Below are 21,033 nucleotides of genomic sequence, written 5' to 3' on the forward strand. Positions count from 1 at the left end.
AACCCAAATCTGCCCTGGCCATTGACGTGGCGGGACCCCTGATTTAGGTTCTTGTCTCAATTAGGTCCGGATTACACGGCGCGAACGAGGGGTGAACCGCGTGACGCTGGCAGGCGACGACGTTGACGAGCTGGTGCGGCTGCGACGCCAGCTCCATCAACACCCCGAGCTGCGGTTCACCGAGAACCAGACGGCGGCCGTCCTCGCCGGGCTGTTGGGTCCGCTCGGGCGGATCCGGACCGGAATTGCCGGCACCGGGCTGCTCCTGGAGATCGATGGAGCTGCTCCGGGGCCCGCTGTCCTTCTTCGGGCCGATATGGACGCCTATCCCGTCCAGGATGCCAAGCAGGAGCCGTACGCGTCCCGCATTCCGGGCGTCTGCCATGCCTGCGGGCACGACGTGCACATGACCGTCGCCTACGGCGTCGCCGCCCGGATCGCCGCCGACCCACCGGCCCGGGGCTCGGTGACCGTGCTGTTCCAGCCGGCCGAGGAGATCCCGTTCGGCGCCGACTCCGGTGCCGCTGCGGTGCTGGCCGACGACGCCCTCCGCGACCGCCGGTTCGACGCGGTGCTCGGCCTGCACTGCTGGCCCGACCTGCCGGCCGGCGCCCTGGGTATCGACCGGAGCGCGGCGATGGCCGCGAAGGACGCGTTCCGGGTCGAGGTGCTCGGACGGGCCGCGCACGCCGCGACCCCGGCGTTGGGCCGCGATGCCATCCTCGGCCTGACCGCCATCGTCACCACCCTGCACGCCGCCGTCGCCCGCGCCCGCAACCCCCACGAACTGGTCGCCTTCAACATCGGCACCATCTCCGGCGGGGCCAGCCAGAGCCAGGTCGCCGACCACGCGGAGGCGACGGGCACGCTGCGCACCCTCGACCCCACCGTCCGGGAGCGACTCAAGACGGTGATCGAACGCGTCATCCGCCAGCAGGCCGCCGCCCTCGACCTCGGCGTACGTTTCACCTGGGCCAACGAGATGCCCGCAGTGCACAACTCCCCCGAACTGGTCGCCCTCGCACACGCCGAACTACCCGGACTGGTCAAGGTCGTCGACCTGCCGGTACCACCCCTGACCACGGACGACTTCGCCCTGCTCGGTGCGCTCGGGCCGAGCCTCTACGTCAAGCTGGGCGTCGTCGGGGAACGGGGCGGTGCCTCGCTGCACTCCGGCGAGTTCGACGTCGACGAACGGTGCCTCCCCGCCGGGGTGGTCGCCCTGGAGCGGCTCACCCGGGCCGTGCTCGACGGCGCGCTGACGGCCGACCCCGGGCACGACGTGGCCGCCCGGCCGGTACGTGCCGGGGCGGTGGACGCATGAGCACCGGACCACGGGTGGCGGTGATCGGGACCGGCGCATTCGGCGTCCGGCACGTCGCGGCGTACCGGTCCCTGGGGATCCGGGTGGACGCGCTGGTCGACCCCGACAGGGACACCCGGGACCGGGTCGCCGCCCGGTACGACGTCCCGCGCACCTTCGACACCGTCGCCGACCTGCTCGCGACGGCCCCGCCGGACGCCGCCTCGGTGTGCGTACCCGGCCCCGCGCACCGCGCGGTCGCCGTCGCGCTGATCACCGCCGGGATCCCCGTCCTGGTGGAGAAACCGCTGGCCGCGACGGTCGCCGACGCCACCGCCATCGTCGCCGCCGCCGAGGCGCACGGGGTGCTCTGCCACCCGGGGCACATCCTGCGGCACAGCCCCGCCCACCGGGCGTTGTACGACGCGGTCCGGGACGGCCACCTGGGGCAGGTGCTGGCGGTCTCCTCACGACGGGACCGCCCCCGGACCCTGACCCGGCTCTTCCCCGACGAACATCCCGCCCTGCTGACCGCGGTGCACGACATCGACCTGGCGCTGTGGTACGCGCAGTCGCCCGTGGTCGAGGTACGCGCGGCGGCCCGGACCCGACCGGGATCGGTGACACCGGTCCTGGTGTGGGCGGAGCTTCGGCACGCCAACGATGTCGTGTCGTCGATCCGCAACAGCTACCTCCTGCCCGAACACACCCCCAACCACACCTCGGACCTGGTCGAGGTGTACGGCACCGACGGTGTCGGCCACGTCGACCTCGGGTACCCCACCCTGCTCGTCCAGGCCGAGCGGACCGAGGCACCGGACTGGCTGCTCTCCCCGCCGGACGGCGGTGGCGCGCTCGCCGCCGAACTCCGGCACTTCCTCCGCATGGTGGACGGCACCGAGTCGTCCCCGGTCGTCCCGCTCGCCGACGGACTGCACGTGGTCCGGGTCGCCGCCGCCATGGCCGACAGCGCCACCGCCGACGGTGCCGTACGCCGAATCCCCGATCCCCCTTGCTGACAGGAGCTTCTGCCGATGAACCGACGTAGATTGGCCGGCCTCTTCGCCGCCGGTGTGGCCGCCGCCGCGCTGCTGACCGGGTGCGGAGGTGACGACGACGCAGGCGGCCCGGTCACCCTGAAGGTGCTGACCTGGGAGCCGGGTGGCGCCGAGTACTGGAAGCAGGTCAAGACCAGCTTCGAGGGCAGCCACCCGGACATCAAGCTGGACCTGCAGTCCGTGCCGTTCGACAAGTACCCCGAGGTGCAGGGCCCGTACATCACCTCCCAGTCCGGTCCGGACGTGATGGCGAACAACGCCGGGCTGGAGCTGTTCGACCGGCGCAGCGCGTACGTGCCGTTGGGCGAGCGGGCAGCGGAGATCAACAAGGACCTGGTCACCTACAGCGGCGCCTGCGAAGGGTTCGACACCAGCAAGCCCTGCTACGGCGTGCCCTTCTCCTACCAGGGCAACGTCCTCTACTACAACAAGGCCGTGCTGACCGCCGCCGGGCTGGACCCGGAGCGGCCCCCGACGACCTGGGAGGAGTTCGGCGCGGCCTGCGACGCGGTCGGCAAGACCGGCAAGACCTGTCTGGCCCTGGGCCTGTCCGGCACCTTCCCGGCCTACTGGGACTTCCCCGAGATCGCCCGCAGCTACCTCAGCGAGGACGACATCCGGGGCCTGCTGGCGGGCACGCTGTCCTGGAAGGACCCGAAGCTGGTGGCGGTGCTGGAGAAGCTGGCCGAGATCACCACCAAGGGCTGGGCGAACAAGAACGCCCCGTCGATCACCATGCTGCCCGACGGCGCGGACATCTTCCAGCGCGGCGACGCCGCCTTCGCCGGGACGATCATCTCCGACGCGGTGAACTGGGAGGCGTTCGGCAAGGCCCTCGGCGACGACAAGCTCGGCGTGACCCGCTGGCCGGCGGCCAACCCGGGTGCTCCGCTGGCGCAGAAGTTCTCCGGCATCGAGGGCGCGGTCTACGGGGTGACCCAGTGGAGCGAGAAGAAGGACGCCGGCCTGACCTTCATCAGCTGGCTCGCCGGCAAGGAGAACGGTGAGCTGTGGGTCAAGCACGCCAAGGGCCAGCCGCTGAACAAGAACGTCGACAAGGCGCTGCTGCCCTCCTCGCCGGCCTTCCAGAAGATCCAGCAGTTGGTGGCGGAGCCGACCCTGCACGCCGGGGTGATGCTCTCCGGTCCGGAGGCCGACGCCCTGGCCCGTGGCTGGCAGCAGGTGACCCTCGGCCAGCTCACCGTCGACAAGTGGGCCGACCAGATGCAGCAGGCGCTGGAGCGCAGCCCGACGAAGAAGCAGAACAAGTAGTCGCACCGGGTGGGGCGGTCCGCCGCCCCACCCGGCCAGCCCCTGGAGAGGACCCCCCGATGACGATCTCCACCACGCCGGTACCGGAGCCGGTGGTCGCGGACCGCCCACCTGAGCCCGTACGCCGTCCGTCCCGGCCCGGGCGGAGCCGGGAGTGGTGGCTGGGTGCCGCGCTGGTGCTGCCGGCGCTCGCCCTGGCCGTAGCGTTCAAGCTGGTACCGCTGGGCCGGGGCGTGGCCACCAGCCTCGAATCGTCCAGCGGGTTCGGCGGCAGCACGTTCGCCGGCGCGGACAACTACGTCCGGATGCTCGACGACCCGGTGGTGCTCGCCAGTTTCCGTAACGCACTGCTGGTGGTGGCGACCCTGCCGGTCTGGGTGGTGCTGCCCCTGGTGCTGGCCGTGCTCATCCACCAGCGTGCCCCCGGCTGGAAGTTCTTCCGGGCCGTCTACTTCATCCCGTACACCGTCGCGCCGATCGTCGTCGGCATCATGTTCCGGCAGATCCTCGCCCCGGACGGGCCGATCAACGCCCTGCTGCGCACGGTCGGGCTGGAACCGCTGGCGATCGAGTGGCTCAACGGCCGGTACACCGCCCTGTTCTCGCTCGTGGCGGTCGCCCTGTGGAGCTTCTTCGGCCTGGGCGTGATGACCTACCTCGCGGGTCTGGCCACCATCCCCGAGGAGACCCTGGAGGCGGCCTACCTCGACGGGGCGGGCTTCTGGCGGCGGCTGTTCTCGGTGGTCGTGCCGATGCTGCGGCCGACCGTCGCCTACTGGAGCGTGCTGTGCGCCTCGGGCGTACTGATCTGGCTGTTCCCGCTGATCTACGCGCTGACGCAGGGCGGCCCGGGGGACGCCACCATGCTGCCCGAGTACCTGGTCTTCCTGACCACCTTCCAGTTCCTGGACCGGGGGTACGGCTCGGCCATCGGCATCGCCCTGTTCGTCTTCGTCGCCGTGCTGTCGATCTTCAGCGTGCGGCACATGTTCACAGAGGGGACCCGGAAGCCGCGATGAACCAGCGTGCCACCGCCCAGCTCGGGCGTTACCTGTTGACCTTCGCGCTGGTCGTCGTCGCGGTCGCGGCGGTCTACCCGTTGCTGTTCACCGTGGTCAGCTCGCTGAAGACGCAGGCGGGCTTCGCGCAGGACCCGCTGGGCCTGCCCGGTGGGGTCACCCTGGACAACTACCTTGAGGCGTTCCGCCGGATGAACATGCCCCGCCTGCTGCTGAACTCCCTGATCACCACCGTGGGCGGGCTGGTGCTGTCGGTGCTGGCCGCGCTGCTGGTCGCCTACGCGGTGACCAAGCTGCGGTTCCGTGGCGGCAAACTGGTCTTCCTGCTGATCATCGTCACGCTGACCATTCCCAGCCAGGCGATCATCTACCCGCTGTACCAGACGGTGCTGGACCTGGGCATGTCCGGGGAGTACCAGGGGCTGATCCTGGCGTACGCGGCGTTCGGCCTGCCGCTGGGCACCTACCAGCTGGCTGGCTACTTCCAGCAGGTGCCGGACGAGCTGATCGAGGCGGCCCGGGTCGACGGCGCGGGCCACTTCACCATCCTGTTCCGACTGCTGGTCCCGATCGCCTCCCCGGCACTGGCGGCGCTGGCCATCTTCAACTTCGTCTGGATGTGGAACGACCTGCTGCTGCCCCTGGTCATCATGGGCGGTTCGGACAGCAAGACGCTGATGGTCGGGGTCTCCCTGCTCAGCGGCCAGTACGACGTGTCGGTGCCGCTGGTCAGCGCCGGCCTGATCGTCGCCCTGCTGCCGGTGCTGATCATCTACCTGGTGTTCCAGCGCCAGCTCGTCTCCGGTGCGCTGGCCGGTTCCGGCAAGTGAGCGCGCGGACGGATACCGACCCCGGCGCGGCCGGGCCCGGGGTGCAGCTGTGTCACCTGTACCGGCTGCACCCCGGCGCCGAGGAGGAGTACGAGCGGCGGCACGCCGCGATCTGGCCCGAGATGTCGGCGTTGCTCGACGAGGCGGGGATCTACGACTACCACATCTACCGGCACGGTCTGCTGCTGATCTGCGTGCTGCGCACCCGCGCCGGCTACCCGCACGCCCGCCGGGTCACCGGCGGCTCAGCCGTGCAGGCCCGCTGGACCCGGTCGCTGACCCACCTGTTCGCCGAGATCGCCGACGCCGACGGCGAACCACTGTGGGCGTACCCGGTCTTCCACCACCCCGGCCGGCCGCCCGGGGACTGACCGTGCCGGCCGATACGACGGTGGCCCGGCGGGAACACCCGCCGGGCCACCGGGCTGCCGGCCTAGACCGCGTAGGCGACCGAACCGTCCGCGCGCAGCGGAATGCGGGTCAGCGGACGCCCGGTCAGGTCCAGGGGCCGGGCGTCGGTGAGGTCCAGAGTGACTCCCAGGCCGGGTTCCTCGGGTACCGGCAGGAAGCCGCCCTCCCGTCGCACGCAGGCCCGCGCCGGCCCGTCGGCGAGCTGGTCGTCCAGCGGGGAGTACTCCTGCACCACGAAGTTGGGGATGGCCGTGTCCAGGTGCACCGCCGCCATGGTCAGCAGCGGGCCGAGACAGTTGTGGCTGACCACGGCGGCGTGGTACGCCTCGGCCAGTGCAGCGATCTTGCGGGCGTGACTGATGCCGCCGGCCAGCCCCAGGTCGGGGCGGACGTACTGGGCGCCGCCCTGGGCCAGCAGTTCCTTGAATTCCCAGATGGTGTGCAGGCGTTCCCCGTTGGCCATCGGTACGCCGAGCGCCCGGCGGACGATCTCGGACTGGCTGCTGACACTGTCGATCTGGATCGGGTCCTCGACCAGCAGCGGCAGGTGCCGGGCCAGGGCGGGTACGACCGCCTCGGCCTGCAACGGGGTGAGCTTGCGGTGCAGTTCGAGGAGCAGGTCCACGTCCGGTCCGACGGTGTCGCGGACCGCGGCGGTGGTGGCCTCGGTGGTGGCGACCAGCCGGGCCAGCGACAGGTCGGCGTAGTCGGCCGGCAGCGGGTCGAACTTGACCGCCGTGAAGCCGTCCGCGACGGCTGCGGCGGCCTGCGACGCCAGCGCCTCCGCTCCGGTGCCGGGCAGCAGCAGGTGCAACCGGATCCGGTTCCTGACCCGGCCGCCCAGCAGTTGCCAGACCGGGACCCCGAGGCGCTTGCCGAGCAGGTCCCACAGGGCGATGTCCACGGCGGAGACGGCTGCGGAGAGCACCGAGCCCCGGAACGGGCCCATCCGGTAGAGGTGGTGCCAGTGGTGCTCGATCCGGTCCGGGTCGGCGCCGAGCAGGTGGGGACGGAACGCCTCGACCACGGCGTGCACCGCGGCGGGGTAGCCCCAGCAGGCGGACTGTCCGACGCCGACCAGCCCGTCCGATGTGTGCACCTGGACGAAGTGCGCGTCGCCCAGCACCACCGACTCGACGGCGGTGATCTCCATACCTGCCCCCAAATTAGAGACTAATAACGGCCAGAAACTTGCTATCGCACTCTTCCATAGCACTCCACCGCTGGTCTAGGCTTCCTGTCGAACGAGCCGGAATAAGGCTCTAACTACCACTGGGGGTGTGATGGGGCTGCCGGACGACTATCGGCTCATGGCCCGGATCCGCCGGTTCGAGGAGCGGTTGACCGCCCTGAAGGACGACGGTGAGATTCCGGGTTCGATCCACCTGTGCAACGGCCAGGAGGCGATCCCGGTCGGGGCCTGCCGCGCGCTGCGCGACGGCGACTACGTGACCGCGACCTACCGCGGCCACGGCTGGGCGCTCTCCCGGGGCGTGGACCTGGTCGGGTTGTTCGCCGAGATGATGGGACGTGACTCTGCCCTCTGCGGCGGTCGCGCCGCCTCGCCGTACCTGTCCGACCCGGCCCGCTGGTTCGTCGGCGAGAACTCCATCGTCGGCGCGGGCGTACCGGTCGCCGCCGGCGCCGCACTGACCGCCCAGCGCACCGGAAGCGGCGCGGTCTCCGTGGTCAGCATCGGCGACGGCGCGATGAACCAGGGCAACGTCCACGAGGCGATCAACCTCGCCGCGGTGCTCGACCTGCCGCTGGTGCTGGTCGTGGAGAACAACGTCTACTCCGAGATGTCCCGCATCGAGGACATGGTGCGGGTGCGTCAGCTCACCGAGCGGGCCGCCGGCTACGGCGTCCCCGGTCGGGTCGTCGACGGCAACGACCCCGACGCCGTCGCCGAGGCGGTCGGCGAGGCGGTCGCCCGGGCCCGCGAGGGATCCGGCCCGTCCATCGTGGAGGCGATGACCGAACGGCTGGTCGGCCACTACAGCGGCGACGCTCAGCACTACCGGCCGGCGGGGGAGATCGCCGCCGCCCGCGAGCGCGAGCCGCTGGTCCGGATCCGCCGGGCCGCCGACGCTGCGCTCGCCGAGCAACTCGACGCCATCGACGCCGAGGTGGCCGCCGAGGTCGAGGCCGCCGTCACCGCCGCCCGCGCGGTGCCCTTCCCGGACCCGGCGACCGTCAAGGAGCACGTCCATGTCTGAGTCCCTGCGCTACATCCAGGCCGTCAACGCCGCGCTCACCTGGGCCCTGGACACCCGGGAGGACACCGTCTACTTCGGTGAGGACGTCGCCCTGCCCGGCGGACCGTTCGGCGCCACCAAGGGACTGCACAAGCGGTTCGGCTCCACCCGCATCTTCGACACCCCGATCTCCGAGAGCGGCTTCCTCGGCATGGCCCTCGGGGCGGCGATGACCGGGCTGCGGCCGATCGCCGAGATCATGTACGCCGACTTCTCGTTCGTGGCGATGGACCAGTTCGTCAACCAGATCTCCACCATCCGGTACGCCAGCAACGGCCGGTGGCGGGCCCCGCTGGTGGTCCGGATGCAGCAGGGCTACTCGCCCGGCGCCTGCGCCCAGCACTCGCACTCGCCCGAGGCGTACTTCGCACACACCCCGGGCCTGCGGGTGGGGCTGCCGGCGACCCCCGACGACGCGTACCAGATGCTGCGCAGCGCCGTGGTCAGCGACGACCCGGTGCTGATCGCCGAGGCCCGGATGCTCTACCCCACCCGTGGGCCGGTGCGCACCGACGCGCCGGTCGAGCCGGTCGGCGGCGCCCGCGTGGTCCGCCCCGGCACCGACGTGACCGTCGTCGCCTGGTCGCGCATGGTCTCCGCGGCCCTGGACGCTGCCGGTCAGCTCGCCGAGGAGGGCATCGCGGCCGAGGTCATCGACCTGCGCTGGCTCAACCCGCTGGACTTCGACACCGTCGCCGCCTCGGTGGCCCGCACGGGCCGGCTGGTCGTCGCCCACGAGGCCAACCTGACCGGCGGATTCGGCGCGGAGATCGCCGCCCGGGCCGCCGCCGAGTGCTTCGCCGACCTGCGCGCCCCGGTCGCCCGGGTGGCCGCCCCGGACGTGCCGATGCCGGCCGCCCCGGCCCTGCAGGCCGCCGTGGTACCCGAGGCCGCCGACGTGGTGGCGGCGGTGCGCCGGACGGTCGGTCGGTGACCGGCGACATCCCGCCGGCCGGTCTGCTGGCCGGTCGGCGGGTGGTCGTCGTCGGCGGCGCCTCCGGCATCGGGCTGGCCACCGTCCGGGCCGCCGCCCGGGCCGGCGCGGCGGTCGCCGTGCTGGACGCCGACGGCGACGGCGCGGCCCGGGCCGCCGAACAGGTCCGGGCCGGTGGGGCGGTCGCCTATGCCCACCGGGTCGACGTGACCGTCGAGGACCAGGTCGCCGCCGCCCTCGACGGCGCCGCCGTCGACCTGGGCGGGATCGACGCCGTGCTGCACGTCGCGGGTGTCATGCGCGGGCAGGGACTCGACGTCCGGGAGGTCGACGCCGACCTCTGGGCGCAGGTGATCGCCGTCAACCTGACCGGCCCGTTCCTCGTCGCCAAGCACGCCACCCGGCACCTCACCCCGGGCCCGGGGGTCCTCGTGCTCGTCGGATCGAAGGCGGGCGTGCTGACCGGATCCGGCTCGGTACCCTACGGCGCGAGTAAGGGAGGACTGCACGGCCTGGCGCTGACGCTGGCCCGACAACTGCGTCCACAGGGGATCCGGGTGCACGCGCTCTGTCCGGGCGACATCGACACGCCGCTGATGCGGCGGTCGCTGGACGAGGCGCGGGCCAACGGGACCGACGTCGGCCGGGTCGCGGAGATCGAAGCCGCGCTGGGCCGTCCGGAGGACGTGGCCTCCGCGCTGGTCCTGCTGGCCTCACCGGTCAGTGACGGTGTCGTGGGCACCGTCCACACCGGCTGAGCAGCCCACCCGAGGCGGCGACGACGTGGAGGCAGCAAGGTGATCGGCATCATCGGTCCGGAGGACTCGATCCGGCTCGTGCAGGAGGTCGCGGCGGGCGAGGGGCGCGCGGCGGAACTCACCGCGCGTGCGTACACCCGACCCGAGCAGGCCCCCGAACTGGCCCGCGAACTCGACGAACTGTGCCAGGTGCTGCTGTTCACCGGACGCATCCCGTACGCCTTCGTGTCCGCCGCCGGCGGGTTGCGCGCCGAGATCGACTACATGCCGCACGCCGGCATCGACCTCTACCGGACCCTGTCGCGGATGCTGCTGGCCACCGGCGGGCGGCTGCCCACGGTCAGCGTGGACACCATCGAGGCCGATGTCATCCGGGAGACCTACCACGACATCGAGCTGACCCCGCCGACCGAGATCCTGCCCATCGCAGACTCCTCCGGCCTGCTCTTCTCCGGACTCGACGAGATCACCGCCTTCCACCGGGAGCGGTACGCCTCCGGCGCCGTCGAGGCCTGCCTGACCTGCCTCGGCGCGGTCCACCGGGACCTGCGGGACAGCGGGGTGCCGGTCTGGCGTGTCGAGCACACCCGCGCCTCGGTCCGCGACGCCCTGCGCCGGGCCTGGCTCGCCGCCGAGATCCGGCAGTCCCGGGCCACCCAGATCGCGGTGATGATGATCGAGCTGACCGAGCCGGCCAACCGGGGCAACGATCCGTACCAGGTGGAACGGGAACGGCTGCGGCTGCGGGAGGCGCTGCTGGAGCACGCCGAACGGATGCGGGGACGGCTGAGCACGATCAACGACCGGGTGCTGCTGATCACCACCACCCGGGGGACCGTGGAGAGCGCCATCGCCCGGCACCGCGCCGGGCACGCCTCCCTGCTCACCATGCGCGGCGTCGACGTCGAGCACACCGTCGGCTTCGGTGCCGGCACCACCATCGCCGCCGCCGAGGACAACGCCCGCAAGGCCCTGGCGCTCGGCCGCGGCAGCGGCGACACCCACGTGGTCTTCCCCGACGGGGAGATCTACTCCAGCCGGGAGAGCCCGGTCAAGCAACGGCTCCGCGAGACCGCCCCCGGGGTCCTGCGGATCTCCGAGCAACTGCGGTTGGGGCCGTTGTCCACCCGCCGGCTGCTGGAGGCGCTGCACCAGATGGACCCCAACGAGGTCACCGCGCGGGGTCTGGCCGACGCGTACGGGGTGGAGGCCCGCTCGGCGCGCCGGCTGCTCAAGTCCCTGCGCGCCGCCGGCTACGCCGAGGAGGTCGGCGTGCACGTCAGCACCGGCGCGGGCCGGCCCCAGACGGTCTACCGGGTGGCGATGCAGCGGTTGTTCGAGGCGATCGGGGGTGGCGCGTGAGGTTCGAGCCGACCTTCCTGGTCACCGCCACCTTCGCCGCCGACGCCGCCGACCGGCGCGGACCCCACCGTCAGGCGCACCTCGCCCACGTCGAGAGCCTGCTCGCCACCGGTACCGCCCTGCTGGCCGGGGCCCGCGCCGACCTCACCGCATCCGTCCTCGTCCTGCGGGCCGCCGACGCCGGTGCCGCCCGCGCCCTCTGTGAACAGGATCCCTACTGGCGGCACGGGGTGTGGACGGCCATCGAGGTGGTCGACTACCTGGCCGCCATCCCGCAACCCCTCGGGAGGTCATGATGTCGCCGTACCGCCAGCTCACCGGAATCCGGGTGCGGGGCGCCGCGTCCGCGCCCTACGCCGCGCAACTGCTCGGTGGGGCCTGGGGTGAGACGCCCGACGGGGTACCGGTCGGCCTCGACGTCGACCCGGCGCTGCCCGAGGGCGGCTACCGCATCGAGATCCCCGAGCAGGGCGAAATCAGGCTCACCGGTGATCCCTTCGCCGGCCTGATCCACGCCGCTCGGGAGCTGCTCGCCCTGGCCACCCCGGCCGGCCTGCCGGTGGGCGTCCGGACCGGATCACCCGGCCTGCCGCTGCGTACCCTGTGGACCTGGGACCACTCCACCAACTGGGACCTGCGCCAGCTCGGTCAGCAGGAGATCGGGGCGCTCAACCCGTACGCCAAGTCGGCGGAGGCGTTCGGCGCCGACTACCGGCGACTGGTCGACTTCTGTAGTCGTGAGCGGATCGGCGGCATCGTGGTGTACGGGCTGCTGCGCGACGCCCACGGCGGCGTGGCGGCGGCCCGGGAGCTGTGCGAGTACGCCAACGCCCGGGGCGTACGCATCATCGCCGGCATCGGGGTCAACGCCTACGGCGGCATCTACTTCGACGGCCGGCACCGCTACAACCTCGCCACCTGGCTGCGCAGCCGCCCCGACCTGGCGGCCGAACTGCCGCAGAAGGTGGGCTTCGACATCGACGAGTTCGGCGACCTGCACTTCCCGGCCAGCGAGTACATGATGGCGGCCTGCCCCTCGCAGCCGGACAACCTCGCCTGGCACCGGGACGCCATCGACTGGCTGCTGGACACGCTGCCCGTCGGCGGGATCAACTTCGAGACCGGCGACTACGGCAGCTGCGCGTGCGCCCGGTGCACCTCCCGGACCGGCGGCGAGCGCACCTCGTGGTCGTACGAGGCCATGCGGTCGGTCTACCCGACGCTGCTGGAGACCGCCCGGCGCAACGGACCGGCGGGCGTACCGCTGCGCCACCTGGTCGAGGTGTACTGGGACAACATCTTCGACCTGGACGCGCAGAAGCCGTTGGCCGACCTGCCCGACGACGTGGCCTACCAGTACTGCGTCAACCGTGGTTTCTGGTCCGACAACCGGGACCGGCTCACCGCCGGGCACGTCGAGGCGCTCCCGCACAGCACGAACGTCCTGCGTACCCACGCCGGTTCACAGTGGAACCGGCAGCGGCACTCCTGGGTGCCCGAGCTGTACGCCGACATGGCCACCCGGGCCGGTGGCGCGGGGATGCGCGGGCTGACGATCTTCGCCGAGGCGTCGGCGTACCACCCGACCAACGAGATCAGCTACCTGGCGTACGCGCGTTTCACCTGGAACCCGGAACTGGCCTGGGCGGACTTCTGGCGCGACGAGGTGGCCCCACGCTTCGGCGGCGCGGCCGAGGCCGAGGCGTTCCGCGACGGCGCGGCCGTGCTGGACGACCCGTCGGCGGAGGCGGCGGCGCTGGCCGCGGTCCGGTCGGACGCGCTGGCCATGGTCGCTGCCACCAGCGGTGAGGTGCAGCGCCGGTGGTTGTGGCTGGCCGAACGCGCGGCCCGGCACGCCCACTCCGCCGCCTGACGCCGGCCGGGCCCCTCCGCTGACCCGGCCGGGTGGCAGCCGCCTCACGGGCGGTCGCCCCGCAGGACGGCCGTGAGGTCCCGGGCGAAGCGCTCCGTGGTCTGCGACTGCCCGGTGGCGAACACGAACCGGTCCGGCCGCAGGACCACCCGGTCGACGCGGTGCCGCCGCAGCCAGGCGGTGATCACCCCGTCGACGTCGACGATGTCGACGTGCTCCATCCGGTCGTGCCCCGTTGCCGTCGCCGTCGGCAGGCTCTCCGTCGGGGTACCGGCCGGATGGACGCCGACGAACCGCACCGGCAGCCCCTGCCAGGCCGGCGAGGAGAGCGTGGCCGCCGGCACGCCGGACCCGAGCACGGCGAAGCCGGTACCGAGCGCCCCGTCGAGCAACTGGGGCGTGTCCGCGCCGACGGTGACGACCCGGGGCTGGGGGAACATCGTGCCGACGGCACCGGCACGCCGCCCGCCGGCCAGCAGACCCCGCCGGTACGCCGGCACCGGCTTGAACTCGAAGTGCCGGACGAACCGGCGGATCCGGGGCACCGTCTGCACGGCCCGCAGTGCGGTGTCCCGGAGCCAGGCGACGGTACGGCTGCGGGCCAGGAAGATCCGGCCGAGCCGTACGCTCGTGCCGGCCATCGCCACGGTGTGCGGTCGACGTTCGGTCTCGTACGTGTCGAGCACCGTCGGGTCGGCGGTACCGGACAGCACCATGGCGAGTTTCCAGCTCAGGTTCGCCGCGTCCCGCAGGCCGCTGCACAGGCCCTGGCCGAGGAACGGTGGCATCTGGTGCGCCGCGTCGCCCAGCAGGAACACCCGACCCTCCCGCCACCGCTGCGTGACCAGGTGATGGAACGTGTACACCGAGGCCCTGGTGACGGTGAGGTGGGCCGGGTCGACGTACGGTTCGACCAGCGCGGCGATGGTCTCCGGCCGCTGCATGACGGCGTCGGTCTCACCGGCGCGGAGCATGAATTCCAGGCGGTAGCTGCCGCCCGCCCCGGGGGACACGAACGCCGGTCGCTGCCAGTCACAGACGAACGTGGTGCGGTCCACCCGGACGGCGTGGGCCGGCACCTCACCGGAGACGGCCAGCCACGGCTCCGGGTAGCTGGCGCCCTCCGCCCGGGCCCCGATCACCGATCGGGTGGTGCTGCGGGCACCGTCGCAGCCGAGCACGTACCGGGCCCGCACCGGGCGGAGCTGCCCGGTGGCCACATCCCGCAGGACCAGGTCCACCCCGTCGCCGTCCTGGTGCAGGTTCACCAGTTCGGTGCCGAGCTGGAGGTCGACCTGGCTGAACCGGGCCAGCCCGGCACGGAGGGTCTGTTCGAGCCGGGGTTGGTCGAAGAAGTGCAGAGGTGCGTGGCCGAACCCGAAGTCGATCTCCGACAGGGCGATCCTGGCCAGGAGTCGTCCCCTGCGGTTGATGTACTCCGCGACCGTCGGCGCGTGCATCCCCCGGCTCACCTGGTCGAACAGGTCGGCCTGCTGGTAGATCCGCAACGTCTCGTCGTCGCAGGAGAACGCCCGCGGCTGACCGTGCGGCGCCACACTCCGCTCGACGACCAGCGTGCTGATGCCACGCGCGCCGAGCAGGTTCGCGGTCAGCGCGCCGACCGGACCGCATCCGATGACGGCAACGTCGACCTCCCGGGCCGCTGCGGGATCGGACTGGTGGGTTGCTCGCATCGGGTGGTCCCTTCCGGTGCCGGCTCCGTGCGCGACGGCCCGGGGCCGTGCGCTCCTACGCCGACCACGACACCAGGGGAGTGTGGAGGGCGTGTGGAGACGGTGTGGAGGTCGACCTCCACCGGTCAGTGACCAGCGTCGGCGGTGAAACGGGCCAGGAGCAGCCCGGCGCCCTGCGTGGTGGCGAGCCGGGCACCGGTACGCAGCGCGGCCGGATCACCGCAGGCGAGGCCGCGTACCCGGTGCAGCTCGGCGGTGACCACCCGCTCGTCCAACTCGTCCGCCGTGGCCAGCCCCTCGTCGGCCAGTTCCGCTGCGGTGACCGCGTCACCGGCCGACAGGTACGCCTCGGCCATCGCACTGAGCACGATGGTGCGGGTGGCGCGGAGCCCGAGCTGGTAGATCGCCTGCCCGGCGGCCCGCATCGCGGGTAGCCGGTCGGGGTCACCGCCCCGGGCGGCGGCCCACTCGTGCAGGAACGTCCCGGTGGTGACGAAGTGCGGCAGTCCGCCCGCCGCCCCGATCTCCCGGCAGCGCCGCGCCGCGCTCCGGACCGCGACGACGTCGTGCTCCTGCAACCCCAGCCAACCGGCGAACAGCGCCGCGTTCGCCCGCCCGTACAGATCGTCGAGTTCGTCGGCCAGGGCGGCGGCGTCGGTGAGGTCCGCCGCTGCGGTGGCGTCGCCCCGCAGCGACCGGACCAGTGCCCGGAAGTTGTAGGCGGCCAGCACCGGACGCCGACCGACCTGCCGGCTGAGCAGCCGCAGATCCACCTCCCGCAGCAGGTCGACCGCCGTGGTGAGCCGTCGGTCGGCCTCCGCGAGCCGTCCGGTGAAGTAGCCGACCACGCCCAGCAGGTACTCCCCGGCCGCCGTGATCAGGTTCGTGCCGTCGTCCCCGGCCGCGACGAGCCGCTGCGCGAGGTCGGTGCAGATGGCGAAGTCGGCCCGGTTGGCCGCCAGCTCACCCAGCGCCCACAGCGCCGGCCGGATGTCCGTGTCCGGGCCCACCAGCGACAGCAGCTCCCGGGCCCGGGCACAGACCTGCCCGGCCGCCTCACTGCCGACACCGACCGCCATCTGCAGCAGCGACGCCCGGTGCAGCTGTACGGCCAGTTCGGTCCGTGCCGCGTCCGGCGAGCCGGCGGACCGCACGGCCAGCCGCTGCGCGGCGCGGTCGAGGTGGCCGATGGCGTCCTCGTAGGCGAGTCGCCGGGTCGCGTCGTCCGCTGCGGCCAGCGACCACCGCAGGTGGTCGTCGCCGTGGCCGAGCCCGACCGCCCGGCCGTAGTGGTAGGCCAGCTCCGCCGGTGCGACCGTCCCGGCCGCCTCGTACGCCCCGGCCAGGCGGGCATGTGCCACGGCCCGCCGTGGTGGGGGCAGCTCGGCGTAGACGACCTCGGCCAGCAGCGGGTGCCGGAACCGCACCCCACCCGGTCCGGCCTCGGTCACCAGTGCGGCCGCATGGGCTGCGGCGAGGGCGTCGGCGACCGCCGGCGTCGTCATGTCCAGGGCTGCCGCCATGATCTGCACGTCGAGGTCACGGCCGGCGACGCCGAGCAGGTCGAGGCAGTGGCGGGCCGCCTCGGGCAGCCCGTGCAGGCGCAGCCGGACGGTGTCCCTGATGCTCGGTGGCAGGTCCGCGCCGGTCGGGTCGGTCCGCCACCGGAGCAGCTCGGTGAGGAAGAACGGGTTCCCACCGGTACGGGCCGCCAGTCGGGCCACGACCCGGTCGGTCGGCGGCATACCGGTGTGATCCGCGATCAGGTCGGTCACCGACGGCATGTCCAGTCCGGTCAGCCGTAGCGGGGTGTAGCCGGATCCCCGGGCGAGTGCGGCGACGGTCGCCACCAGTGTCGGGTCGTGGTCGTAGGGACGTAGCGCGACGACGACGAAGGCGCGGGTGCCGGACAGGACCGGGGAGAGGAACCGCAGCAGCAGCAGCGAATCCGGGTCGGCCGCGTGCAGGTCGTCCAGGACGACGAGCAGGCCCCTCGGTCGGGCCACCGCCCGCACCAGCTCGGACACCGCCTCGTACGCCTGGAACCGGGCCGTCGGGTCGGGCTCGACCGTACCGGTCAGGCCGGCCAACGGTCCGGCGGCGAACCCGCCCAGTCGTGGTGCCGAGCCGGCGTCACCGGCCTGTGGCATCGCCGCGAGTTCGCGTACCACCTGGCGCCACAGCCAGAACGGTGGTGCCTGCCCGATGTCCGGGCAACGGCCCCACACCACCGGGACACCGGTGGCGGCAGCCTGTCCGCTGAGGGCGGCGGCGAGACTGGTCTTGCCGATTCCCGGTTCGCCCACGATGGCGGCGACCCGCCCACCGTGGCGGATCGCGGCGTCCAGCGCCTCCGCGAGTCGGGCCAGCTCCGCATGCCGGCCGACCAGCCGGCCCGTCGCCCCGGCCGGTGTCGCCCCGACCACCACCGCGTCGGTCGTCACGGGTGGTGTCATCGGGGTGTCGGCGGGTACGGCCCCGGTCAGGATGAGCCAATGCGCGGCGCGTACCTCGTCACCCGGATCGAGTCCGTACCCGTCGGCCAGCAACCGACGGCCCTCGTCGAAGACCGCCAGCGCCTCGGTCTGCCGACCCGACCGGTACAGCGCCAGCATCAGCTGCGCCCGGGCGCGCTCACGCAGCGGGTTCGCCGTGACGAAGCGACGCAACTGCGCCAGTACCGTCGCCTGCCGGCCGGCGGCCACCATCGCGGCGAACCGTCCCTCCTCGGCGTCGAGGCGCAGCTCCACCAGCCGGGTCACCTCCGGACGTACCACGCCCAGATCGGCCGGGCCCGCGAGCGGTTCGCCGCGCCACAACGCCAGCGCCGCGTCGTAGCCCTGCTCCGCCGCGTCCGCGTCCCCGGCCGTGAGCGCGGCCGCTGCCCGGTCCACGAGCTGGCCGAACCGGACCGCATCGATGGCGTCGGGATCGACCCGTAGCTCGTATCCTCCGGGGTGGTTACGCAGGATCCGGCTCGGTGCGCGGGAGGACCGCTGCGGCTCCACCGCCCGCCGTAGCCCGGCGACGTAGGTGCGCAGCGTCATGTGGGCGCTGGCCGGTGGCCGACCGTCCCACAACGCGTCGACCAGCCAGTCCGCCGCAACGAACCGGTTCGGTCGCAGCAGGAACAGCACCAGCAGGGCCTGCTGTTTCGGCCCGCCGACCGGCACGGGTCGTCCATCGAGGACGATCTGCGGTGGACCCAGGATCCGGAAGTGCAGGTCCGTCATGTGCACCTCCCGACCGTCCGCACCGTCCGTCTCCCGCCGGTCCGTGCCGGAGTGCCGGGCTCGGGCCAGCAGCGGCGTACCGTACCAGACCATCCGCGCCGGGCGCCGGCCCAGGTCACAGCCGGTGGTACTGCTCCCGTGCGTAGCGGTGGGCGTGGCCTGTGGAAACCGTCGACGACGCGGTCTCGGTGACGAGGACGACGACATCTCCCCGGTGGGCGATGATCCGTACCCGGGCCACCCCGCCGGCTCCGGCCGTGGTGCTGGTGAAGGCGCTGGCGCCACCCAGGTCGGGCAGGTCGGCGGCACCGCTCCGGCCGACCTGCCGCTGCAGGTGCTGCACGCAGGTGGCGGCAAACCGCTCGGCGCTGTCCGGGAAGCCGAAGCGCAGCAGCATGATCGTCACGAACGTGCCGTCGGCCTCGGCCCAGCCCTTGCCGACGGACTGCTGGACACCGGTGAGGCCGAACAGCACCGAAGCGGCGTCGCCGTCGCGCAGGTCGAGCTGTTCGGCGATGTCCGGCGGGGTGACCGGTGGGCCGACCCCGGTCGGCTCGATGATCAGTTCATCCAGGGTGGCGGTACGCCACGGTGGTGGGGCCGGTCGGTGGGCGACCATCCAGACCGTCGTCGCCAGCAGCACCACCGTCACCACCGCTCCGGCGATCGCCGCCGTCCGTGGGCCCCGGCGGCGCCACCACGGTACCCAGACGGGCCGGGCGGACCAGCCCTCACCGCCGGCTGCCGCCGACGGCGCTGCGGTTTCCCGTGCTGGTGGCGGCGCTGTGGCCGCTGCTGCCGGCGGCGCTGCGGTCTGTGGCGTCCGGGCCGGGACGGTGGGCGGCGCCGGGGGCGTCTGGTTGGAGACGTACGGCGGCGGTGTGGCCACCTGCCGGTGTCCGGTGGATCGGGCCAGCGCCGCGACCGAGAGGACGAGCGCGGCGGTGCCGAACATGCCGAGCACGGCTCCGGTCTGTAGGGATGCGTCCGGATGGTCGGCCCGCTGGTACCCGCCGGCCTCGATGGCGGCCTGCCCCAGGTCACAGATCAGGAAGGTCAGCACCAACGAGAGCCCGACGGCAGCCCGGAACGCGTACCGACGCCAGGACGGCCTGACCCAGGCGACGACGATCAGCCCGAGCAGTCCCGCCCATCCGATGTGGAGTGGAATGGTGGCCCCGGCCAGGTCATGGAGGTGCCAGACCCCCACCGTGGCGGGCCTGAGCCCCGGGAACATGTCCCCGGTCCGTACGCTCACCCACGGCAGGACCTGCGCGCCGACCAGGGACGTCACACCGGACAGTGCGAACACCGGGGCGAGTACCGCAGCGACCAGGGGGACCTCCGGTCGCTGCAGGACGGGAGTGGGGCCCTTGCCGGCCGGGGGTGCGGGATGCGACACGGGGCGGATCCTGTCACCGAAGATCAACCGTGTCCAGCCGGTTGCCGCTGCTGCCCGTACGGGGTGTCCCACCCGTCCGGGAGGCGCTATGCTGCCCGCGATGACTACCTCCTTCCGTAGATTGGGGGTCCGTTCCACGCAAGGTGAGTGCTGATGCACCCCCTGACCGTGGACGGGAATCCCCGTCTCTCCCTGTGGCGGCAGGTGCGCGAGTTCGCCGTGCCGCCTTCCATGATCAGTTCCGCGACGGCCCGCCGTACCGTCGGCGACTGGGCCGGAGCCTGTGCCGCCGCACGCGTCGACGTCGATCTGGATCTGCGCGTCGTGGCCCGTACCCACGGCCGCGAGCTCGCGGCCCGGATCCGCGACGACCTCCGTCATCTGGCCCCTGACCTGCTCCGCTGGCACATGCCGAGGATCGCCCCCGACGGGCTGCTCCGGCCGGGTCTGACCATCCCCCTGGCCCGTTACCACCCACCGGGGCAGGCGGACGGCAACCCGGTGCACCTCGTGGTCCGGACCCCACCGGCCTGGGCCGACGCCGGTCAGCGGATCAGCCTCGCGCTGTGGGACGGATCGCGGTCCGGACCCGGCTCCCGATCCGGACCCGGGTCGCATCCGCATCCCCGTCCCCATCGACGGTTCCGCCTCGACCTGCACCGCCACCTGTGGGACGCCCGCAGAACCGATGAACTGCGGGTCCGCTCCGGGGCGGACCGGCCGTCCCCTGGCGCCGACCCAGCACCGTCCGCCGGTGAGCAGGCCGCACCGCTTGCCGACGGCCACCCCGCAGCGGACGTCCTGCGGGGGCGGGGCTGCGCCGTGGACCGGTGGGCGGCCGAAGCGGGGATCCTGCTCGAGGTGGAGGGGCGGACCGGTGGCGCCGTCGCCGTGCGGCTCGGGGCCAGGTATCAGCTGGTACTGGACCTGTCGGTGGACGGGAATACCGGCGGCATCCCCGGGCTACGGATCACGTCGATGTCAACGGGTAGCCGTACGTCGGCGCTGCCGGTACTGCCCGACGCGGCGACCTGGGTGCCACCCGACCTGGCTCTGCTGAGCGCCGGACTCATCGACGTCGACGGGCTGCATCCGCTCGTCGCGTCGGCGCTCGTACCAGGCCATCCGCCGGCCGACGCCCCACGGATGCCCGACGGCACCGCCAACCAGCGCCTGGTCGAGTGCCGGGGTGCCCGGCACCGCATCGGTCCCGTGAACGGGGTACTCGTAGCGCTGGACCACGACCCGGCGGAGATCCGCCGCGAGGAGCTGCTGGCCGCGCTGACCGGGACCCCGCTGCCCTGCCTGAAGGCGATCGACGACGCGCACCGCCATCCGGAGCGCCTCGCTGACGTCCGGGCACGTCTGGACCACGGCGACACCGCCGGTGCCCTGGCTGCCGTCGAGGATCTCCTCGGGCCCGACGCGCTGCTGCGCAGCGGCGCCCTGCGCGACGAACTGGAGACGGCCGCGCTCCGGCGGATCGCGCACGGCCTGTTCCGCGCCGGGCTGACCGGACACGGACCGGTGCCGCACCGGTCCCGCACCGGCCGGCCCCGCGACCACCGGACCCGCCCCCGCCACGCGACATTCCGCTGACCGGCCAGTCCCATCCCCTTCTGCTGT

17 protein-coding genes are annotated in these 21,033 nt (G+C 72.8%); 13 read left to right on the forward strand and 4 right to left on the reverse strand.

Annotated elements, in window-relative coordinates:
* The first annotated feature begins 100 nt into the window (after positions 1-100).
* Genes V6U90_RS08630 through V6U90_RS08655 form a run of 6 tightly spaced genes read left to right on the forward strand, consistent with a single transcriptional unit; the run spans position 101 to position 5,853 of the window.
* A complete protein-coding gene (locus V6U90_RS08630; protein ID WP_334433058.1) occupies positions 101-1,324 on the forward strand; it encodes a M20 metallopeptidase family protein in 1,224 nt (407 codons plus the stop codon).
* Positions 1,321-2,322, forward strand: coding sequence for a Gfo/Idh/MocA family protein (locus tag V6U90_RS08635; protein WP_334433060.1), 1,002 nt, complete (start codon positions 1,321-1,323; stop codon positions 2,320-2,322). The genes V6U90_RS08630 and V6U90_RS08635 overlap by 4 nt, the downstream gene beginning before the upstream one ends.
* Positions 2,323-2,337: 15 nt before the next feature.
* On the forward strand, positions 2,338-3,633 hold the full coding sequence (locus V6U90_RS08640; RefSeq protein ID WP_334433062.1) for an ABC transporter substrate-binding protein: 1,296 nt from the start codon (positions 2,338-2,340) through the stop codon (positions 3,631-3,633).
* Between the two features lie 59 nt (positions 3,634-3,692).
* The gene (locus tag V6U90_RS08645; RefSeq protein ID WP_334433065.1) at positions 3,693-4,652 is read left to right on the forward strand and encodes a carbohydrate ABC transporter permease; all 960 of its coding nucleotides are present in this window, start codon (positions 3,693-3,695) and stop codon (positions 4,650-4,652) included.
* A complete protein-coding gene (locus tag V6U90_RS08650; protein WP_334433067.1) occupies positions 4,649-5,482 on the forward strand; it encodes a carbohydrate ABC transporter permease in 834 nt (277 codons plus the stop codon). Before V6U90_RS08645 ends, V6U90_RS08650 begins: the two co-directional genes overlap by 4 nt.
* Positions 5,479-5,853: an L-rhamnose mutarotase gene (locus V6U90_RS08655; protein WP_334433070.1), complete on the forward strand. Its 375-nt coding sequence runs from the start codon at positions 5,479-5,481 to the stop codon at positions 5,851-5,853. Before V6U90_RS08650 ends, V6U90_RS08655 begins: the two co-directional genes overlap by 4 nt.
* Before the next feature lie 62 nt (positions 5,854-5,915).
* Here the strand turns inward: V6U90_RS08655 and V6U90_RS08660 are convergent, their stop codons facing one another.
* The gene (locus tag V6U90_RS08660) at positions 5,916-7,046 is read right to left on the reverse strand and encodes a mandelate racemase/muconate lactonizing enzyme family protein (protein ID WP_334433072.1); all 1,131 of its coding nucleotides are present in this window, start codon (positions 7,044-7,046) and stop codon (positions 5,916-5,918) included.
* 130 nt (positions 7,047-7,176) lie between these two features.
* On the opposite strand from V6U90_RS08660, the gene V6U90_RS08665 reads away from it, so the two are divergent.
* Genes V6U90_RS08665 through V6U90_RS08690 form a run of 6 tightly spaced genes read left to right on the forward strand, consistent with a single transcriptional unit; the run spans position 7,177 to position 13,078 of the window.
* Positions 7,177-8,112, forward strand: a complete 936-nt coding sequence (locus tag V6U90_RS08665; RefSeq protein WP_334433136.1) for a thiamine pyrophosphate-dependent dehydrogenase E1 component subunit alpha — start codon at positions 7,177-7,179, stop codon at positions 8,110-8,112.
* Complete coding sequence (locus V6U90_RS08670) at positions 8,105-9,085, forward strand: alpha-ketoacid dehydrogenase subunit beta (protein WP_334433074.1); 981 nt, start codon at positions 8,105-8,107, stop codon at positions 9,083-9,085. The genes V6U90_RS08665 and V6U90_RS08670 overlap by 8 nt, the downstream gene beginning before the upstream one ends.
* Positions 9,082-9,843: an SDR family NAD(P)-dependent oxidoreductase gene (locus tag V6U90_RS08675; RefSeq protein ID WP_334433076.1), complete on the forward strand. Its 762-nt coding sequence runs from the start codon at positions 9,082-9,084 to the stop codon at positions 9,841-9,843. Before V6U90_RS08670 ends, V6U90_RS08675 begins: the two co-directional genes overlap by 4 nt.
* A gap of 39 nt (positions 9,844-9,882) precedes the next feature.
* The gene (locus tag V6U90_RS08680; RefSeq protein ID WP_334433079.1) at positions 9,883-11,205 is read left to right on the forward strand and encodes a hypothetical protein; all 1,323 of its coding nucleotides are present in this window, start codon (positions 9,883-9,885) and stop codon (positions 11,203-11,205) included.
* Entirely contained in the window at positions 11,202-11,501 is a 300-nt protein-coding gene (locus V6U90_RS08685) for a YciI family protein (RefSeq protein WP_334433081.1), read from the forward strand. The genes V6U90_RS08680 and V6U90_RS08685 overlap by 4 nt, the downstream gene beginning before the upstream one ends.
* Positions 11,501-13,078, forward strand: a complete 1,578-nt coding sequence (locus tag V6U90_RS08690) for a hypothetical protein (protein ID WP_334433083.1) — start codon at positions 11,501-11,503, stop codon at positions 13,076-13,078. Before V6U90_RS08685 ends, V6U90_RS08690 begins: the two co-directional genes overlap by 1 nt.
* 44 nt (positions 13,079-13,122) lie before the next feature.
* Here V6U90_RS08690 and V6U90_RS08695 read toward each other — a convergent pair whose 3' ends face one another.
* The 3 genes from V6U90_RS08695 to V6U90_RS08705 all read right to left on the reverse strand — a co-directional run bounded on the left by V6U90_RS08695 (position 13,123) and on the right by V6U90_RS08705 (position 19,407).
* Positions 13,123-14,772 carry a bifunctional 3-(3-hydroxy-phenyl)propionate/3-hydroxycinnamic acid hydroxylase gene (locus V6U90_RS08695; protein WP_334433085.1) on the reverse strand — a complete coding sequence of 550 codons (1,650 nt, stop codon included), beginning with the start codon at positions 14,770-14,772 and terminating at the stop codon, positions 13,123-13,125.
* Positions 14,773-14,897: 125 nt separating this feature from the next.
* A complete protein-coding gene (locus V6U90_RS08700; RefSeq protein WP_334433088.1) occupies positions 14,898-18,098 on the reverse strand; it encodes a BTAD domain-containing putative transcriptional regulator in 3,201 nt (1,066 codons plus the stop codon).
* Positions 18,099-18,120: 22 nt separating this feature from the next.
* Positions 18,121-19,407: a hypothetical protein gene (locus V6U90_RS08705; RefSeq protein ID WP_334433091.1), complete on the reverse strand. Its 1,287-nt coding sequence runs from the start codon at positions 19,405-19,407 to the stop codon at positions 18,121-18,123.
* 153 nt (positions 19,408-19,560) lie between these two features.
* On the opposite strand from V6U90_RS08705, the gene V6U90_RS08710 reads away from it, so the two are divergent.
* The gene (locus tag V6U90_RS08710) at positions 19,561-21,006 is read left to right on the forward strand and encodes a hypothetical protein (protein ID WP_334433094.1); all 1,446 of its coding nucleotides are present in this window, start codon (positions 19,561-19,563) and stop codon (positions 21,004-21,006) included.
* The last annotated feature ends 27 nt before the right edge of the window (positions 21,007-21,033 follow it).

This window comes from Micromonospora sp. CPCC 206060 (assembly GCF_036906895.1).
Lineage (GTDB): Bacteria > Actinomycetota > Actinomycetes > Mycobacteriales > Micromonosporaceae > Micromonospora.

What these genes read in the sequence shown, in the direction of transcription:
- V6U90_RS08635 (WP_334433060.1), top strand. Translation starts at nt 1,321, where the DNA reads ATGAGCACCGGACCACGGGTGGCGGTGATCGGGACCGGCGCATTCGGC.
- V6U90_RS08640 (WP_334433062.1), top strand. Translation starts at nt 2,338, where the DNA reads ATGAACCGACGTAGATTGGCCGGCCTCTTCGCCGCCGGTGTGGCCGCC.
- V6U90_RS08645 (WP_334433065.1), top strand. Translation starts at nt 3,693, where the DNA reads ATGACGATCTCCACCACGCCGGTACCGGAGCCGGTGGTCGCGGACCGC.
- V6U90_RS08650 (WP_334433067.1), top strand. Translation starts at nt 4,649, where the DNA reads ATGAACCAGCGTGCCACCGCCCAGCTCGGGCGTTACCTGTTGACCTTC.
- V6U90_RS08660 (WP_334433072.1), bottom strand. Translation starts at nt 7,046, where the DNA reads ATGGAGATCACCGCCGTCGAGTCGGTGGTGCTGGGCGACGCGCACTTC.
- V6U90_RS08665 (WP_334433136.1), top strand. Translation starts at nt 7,177, where the DNA reads ATGGGGCTGCCGGACGACTATCGGCTCATGGCCCGGATCCGCCGGTTC.
- V6U90_RS08670 (WP_334433074.1), top strand. Translation starts at nt 8,105, where the DNA reads ATGTCTGAGTCCCTGCGCTACATCCAGGCCGTCAACGCCGCGCTCACC.
- V6U90_RS08690 (WP_334433083.1), top strand. Translation starts at nt 11,501, where the DNA reads ATGTCGCCGTACCGCCAGCTCACCGGAATCCGGGTGCGGGGCGCCGCG.
- V6U90_RS08695 (WP_334433085.1), bottom strand. Translation starts at nt 14,772, where the DNA reads ATGCGAGCAACCCACCAGTCCGATCCCGCAGCGGCCCGGGAGGTCGAC.
- V6U90_RS08700 (WP_334433088.1), bottom strand. Translation starts at nt 18,098, where the DNA reads ATGGTCTGGTACGGTACGCCGCTGCTGGCCCGAGCCCGGCACTCCGGC.
- V6U90_RS08710 (WP_334433094.1), top strand. Translation starts at nt 19,561, where the DNA reads ATGCACCCCCTGACCGTGGACGGGAATCCCCGTCTCTCCCTGTGGCGG.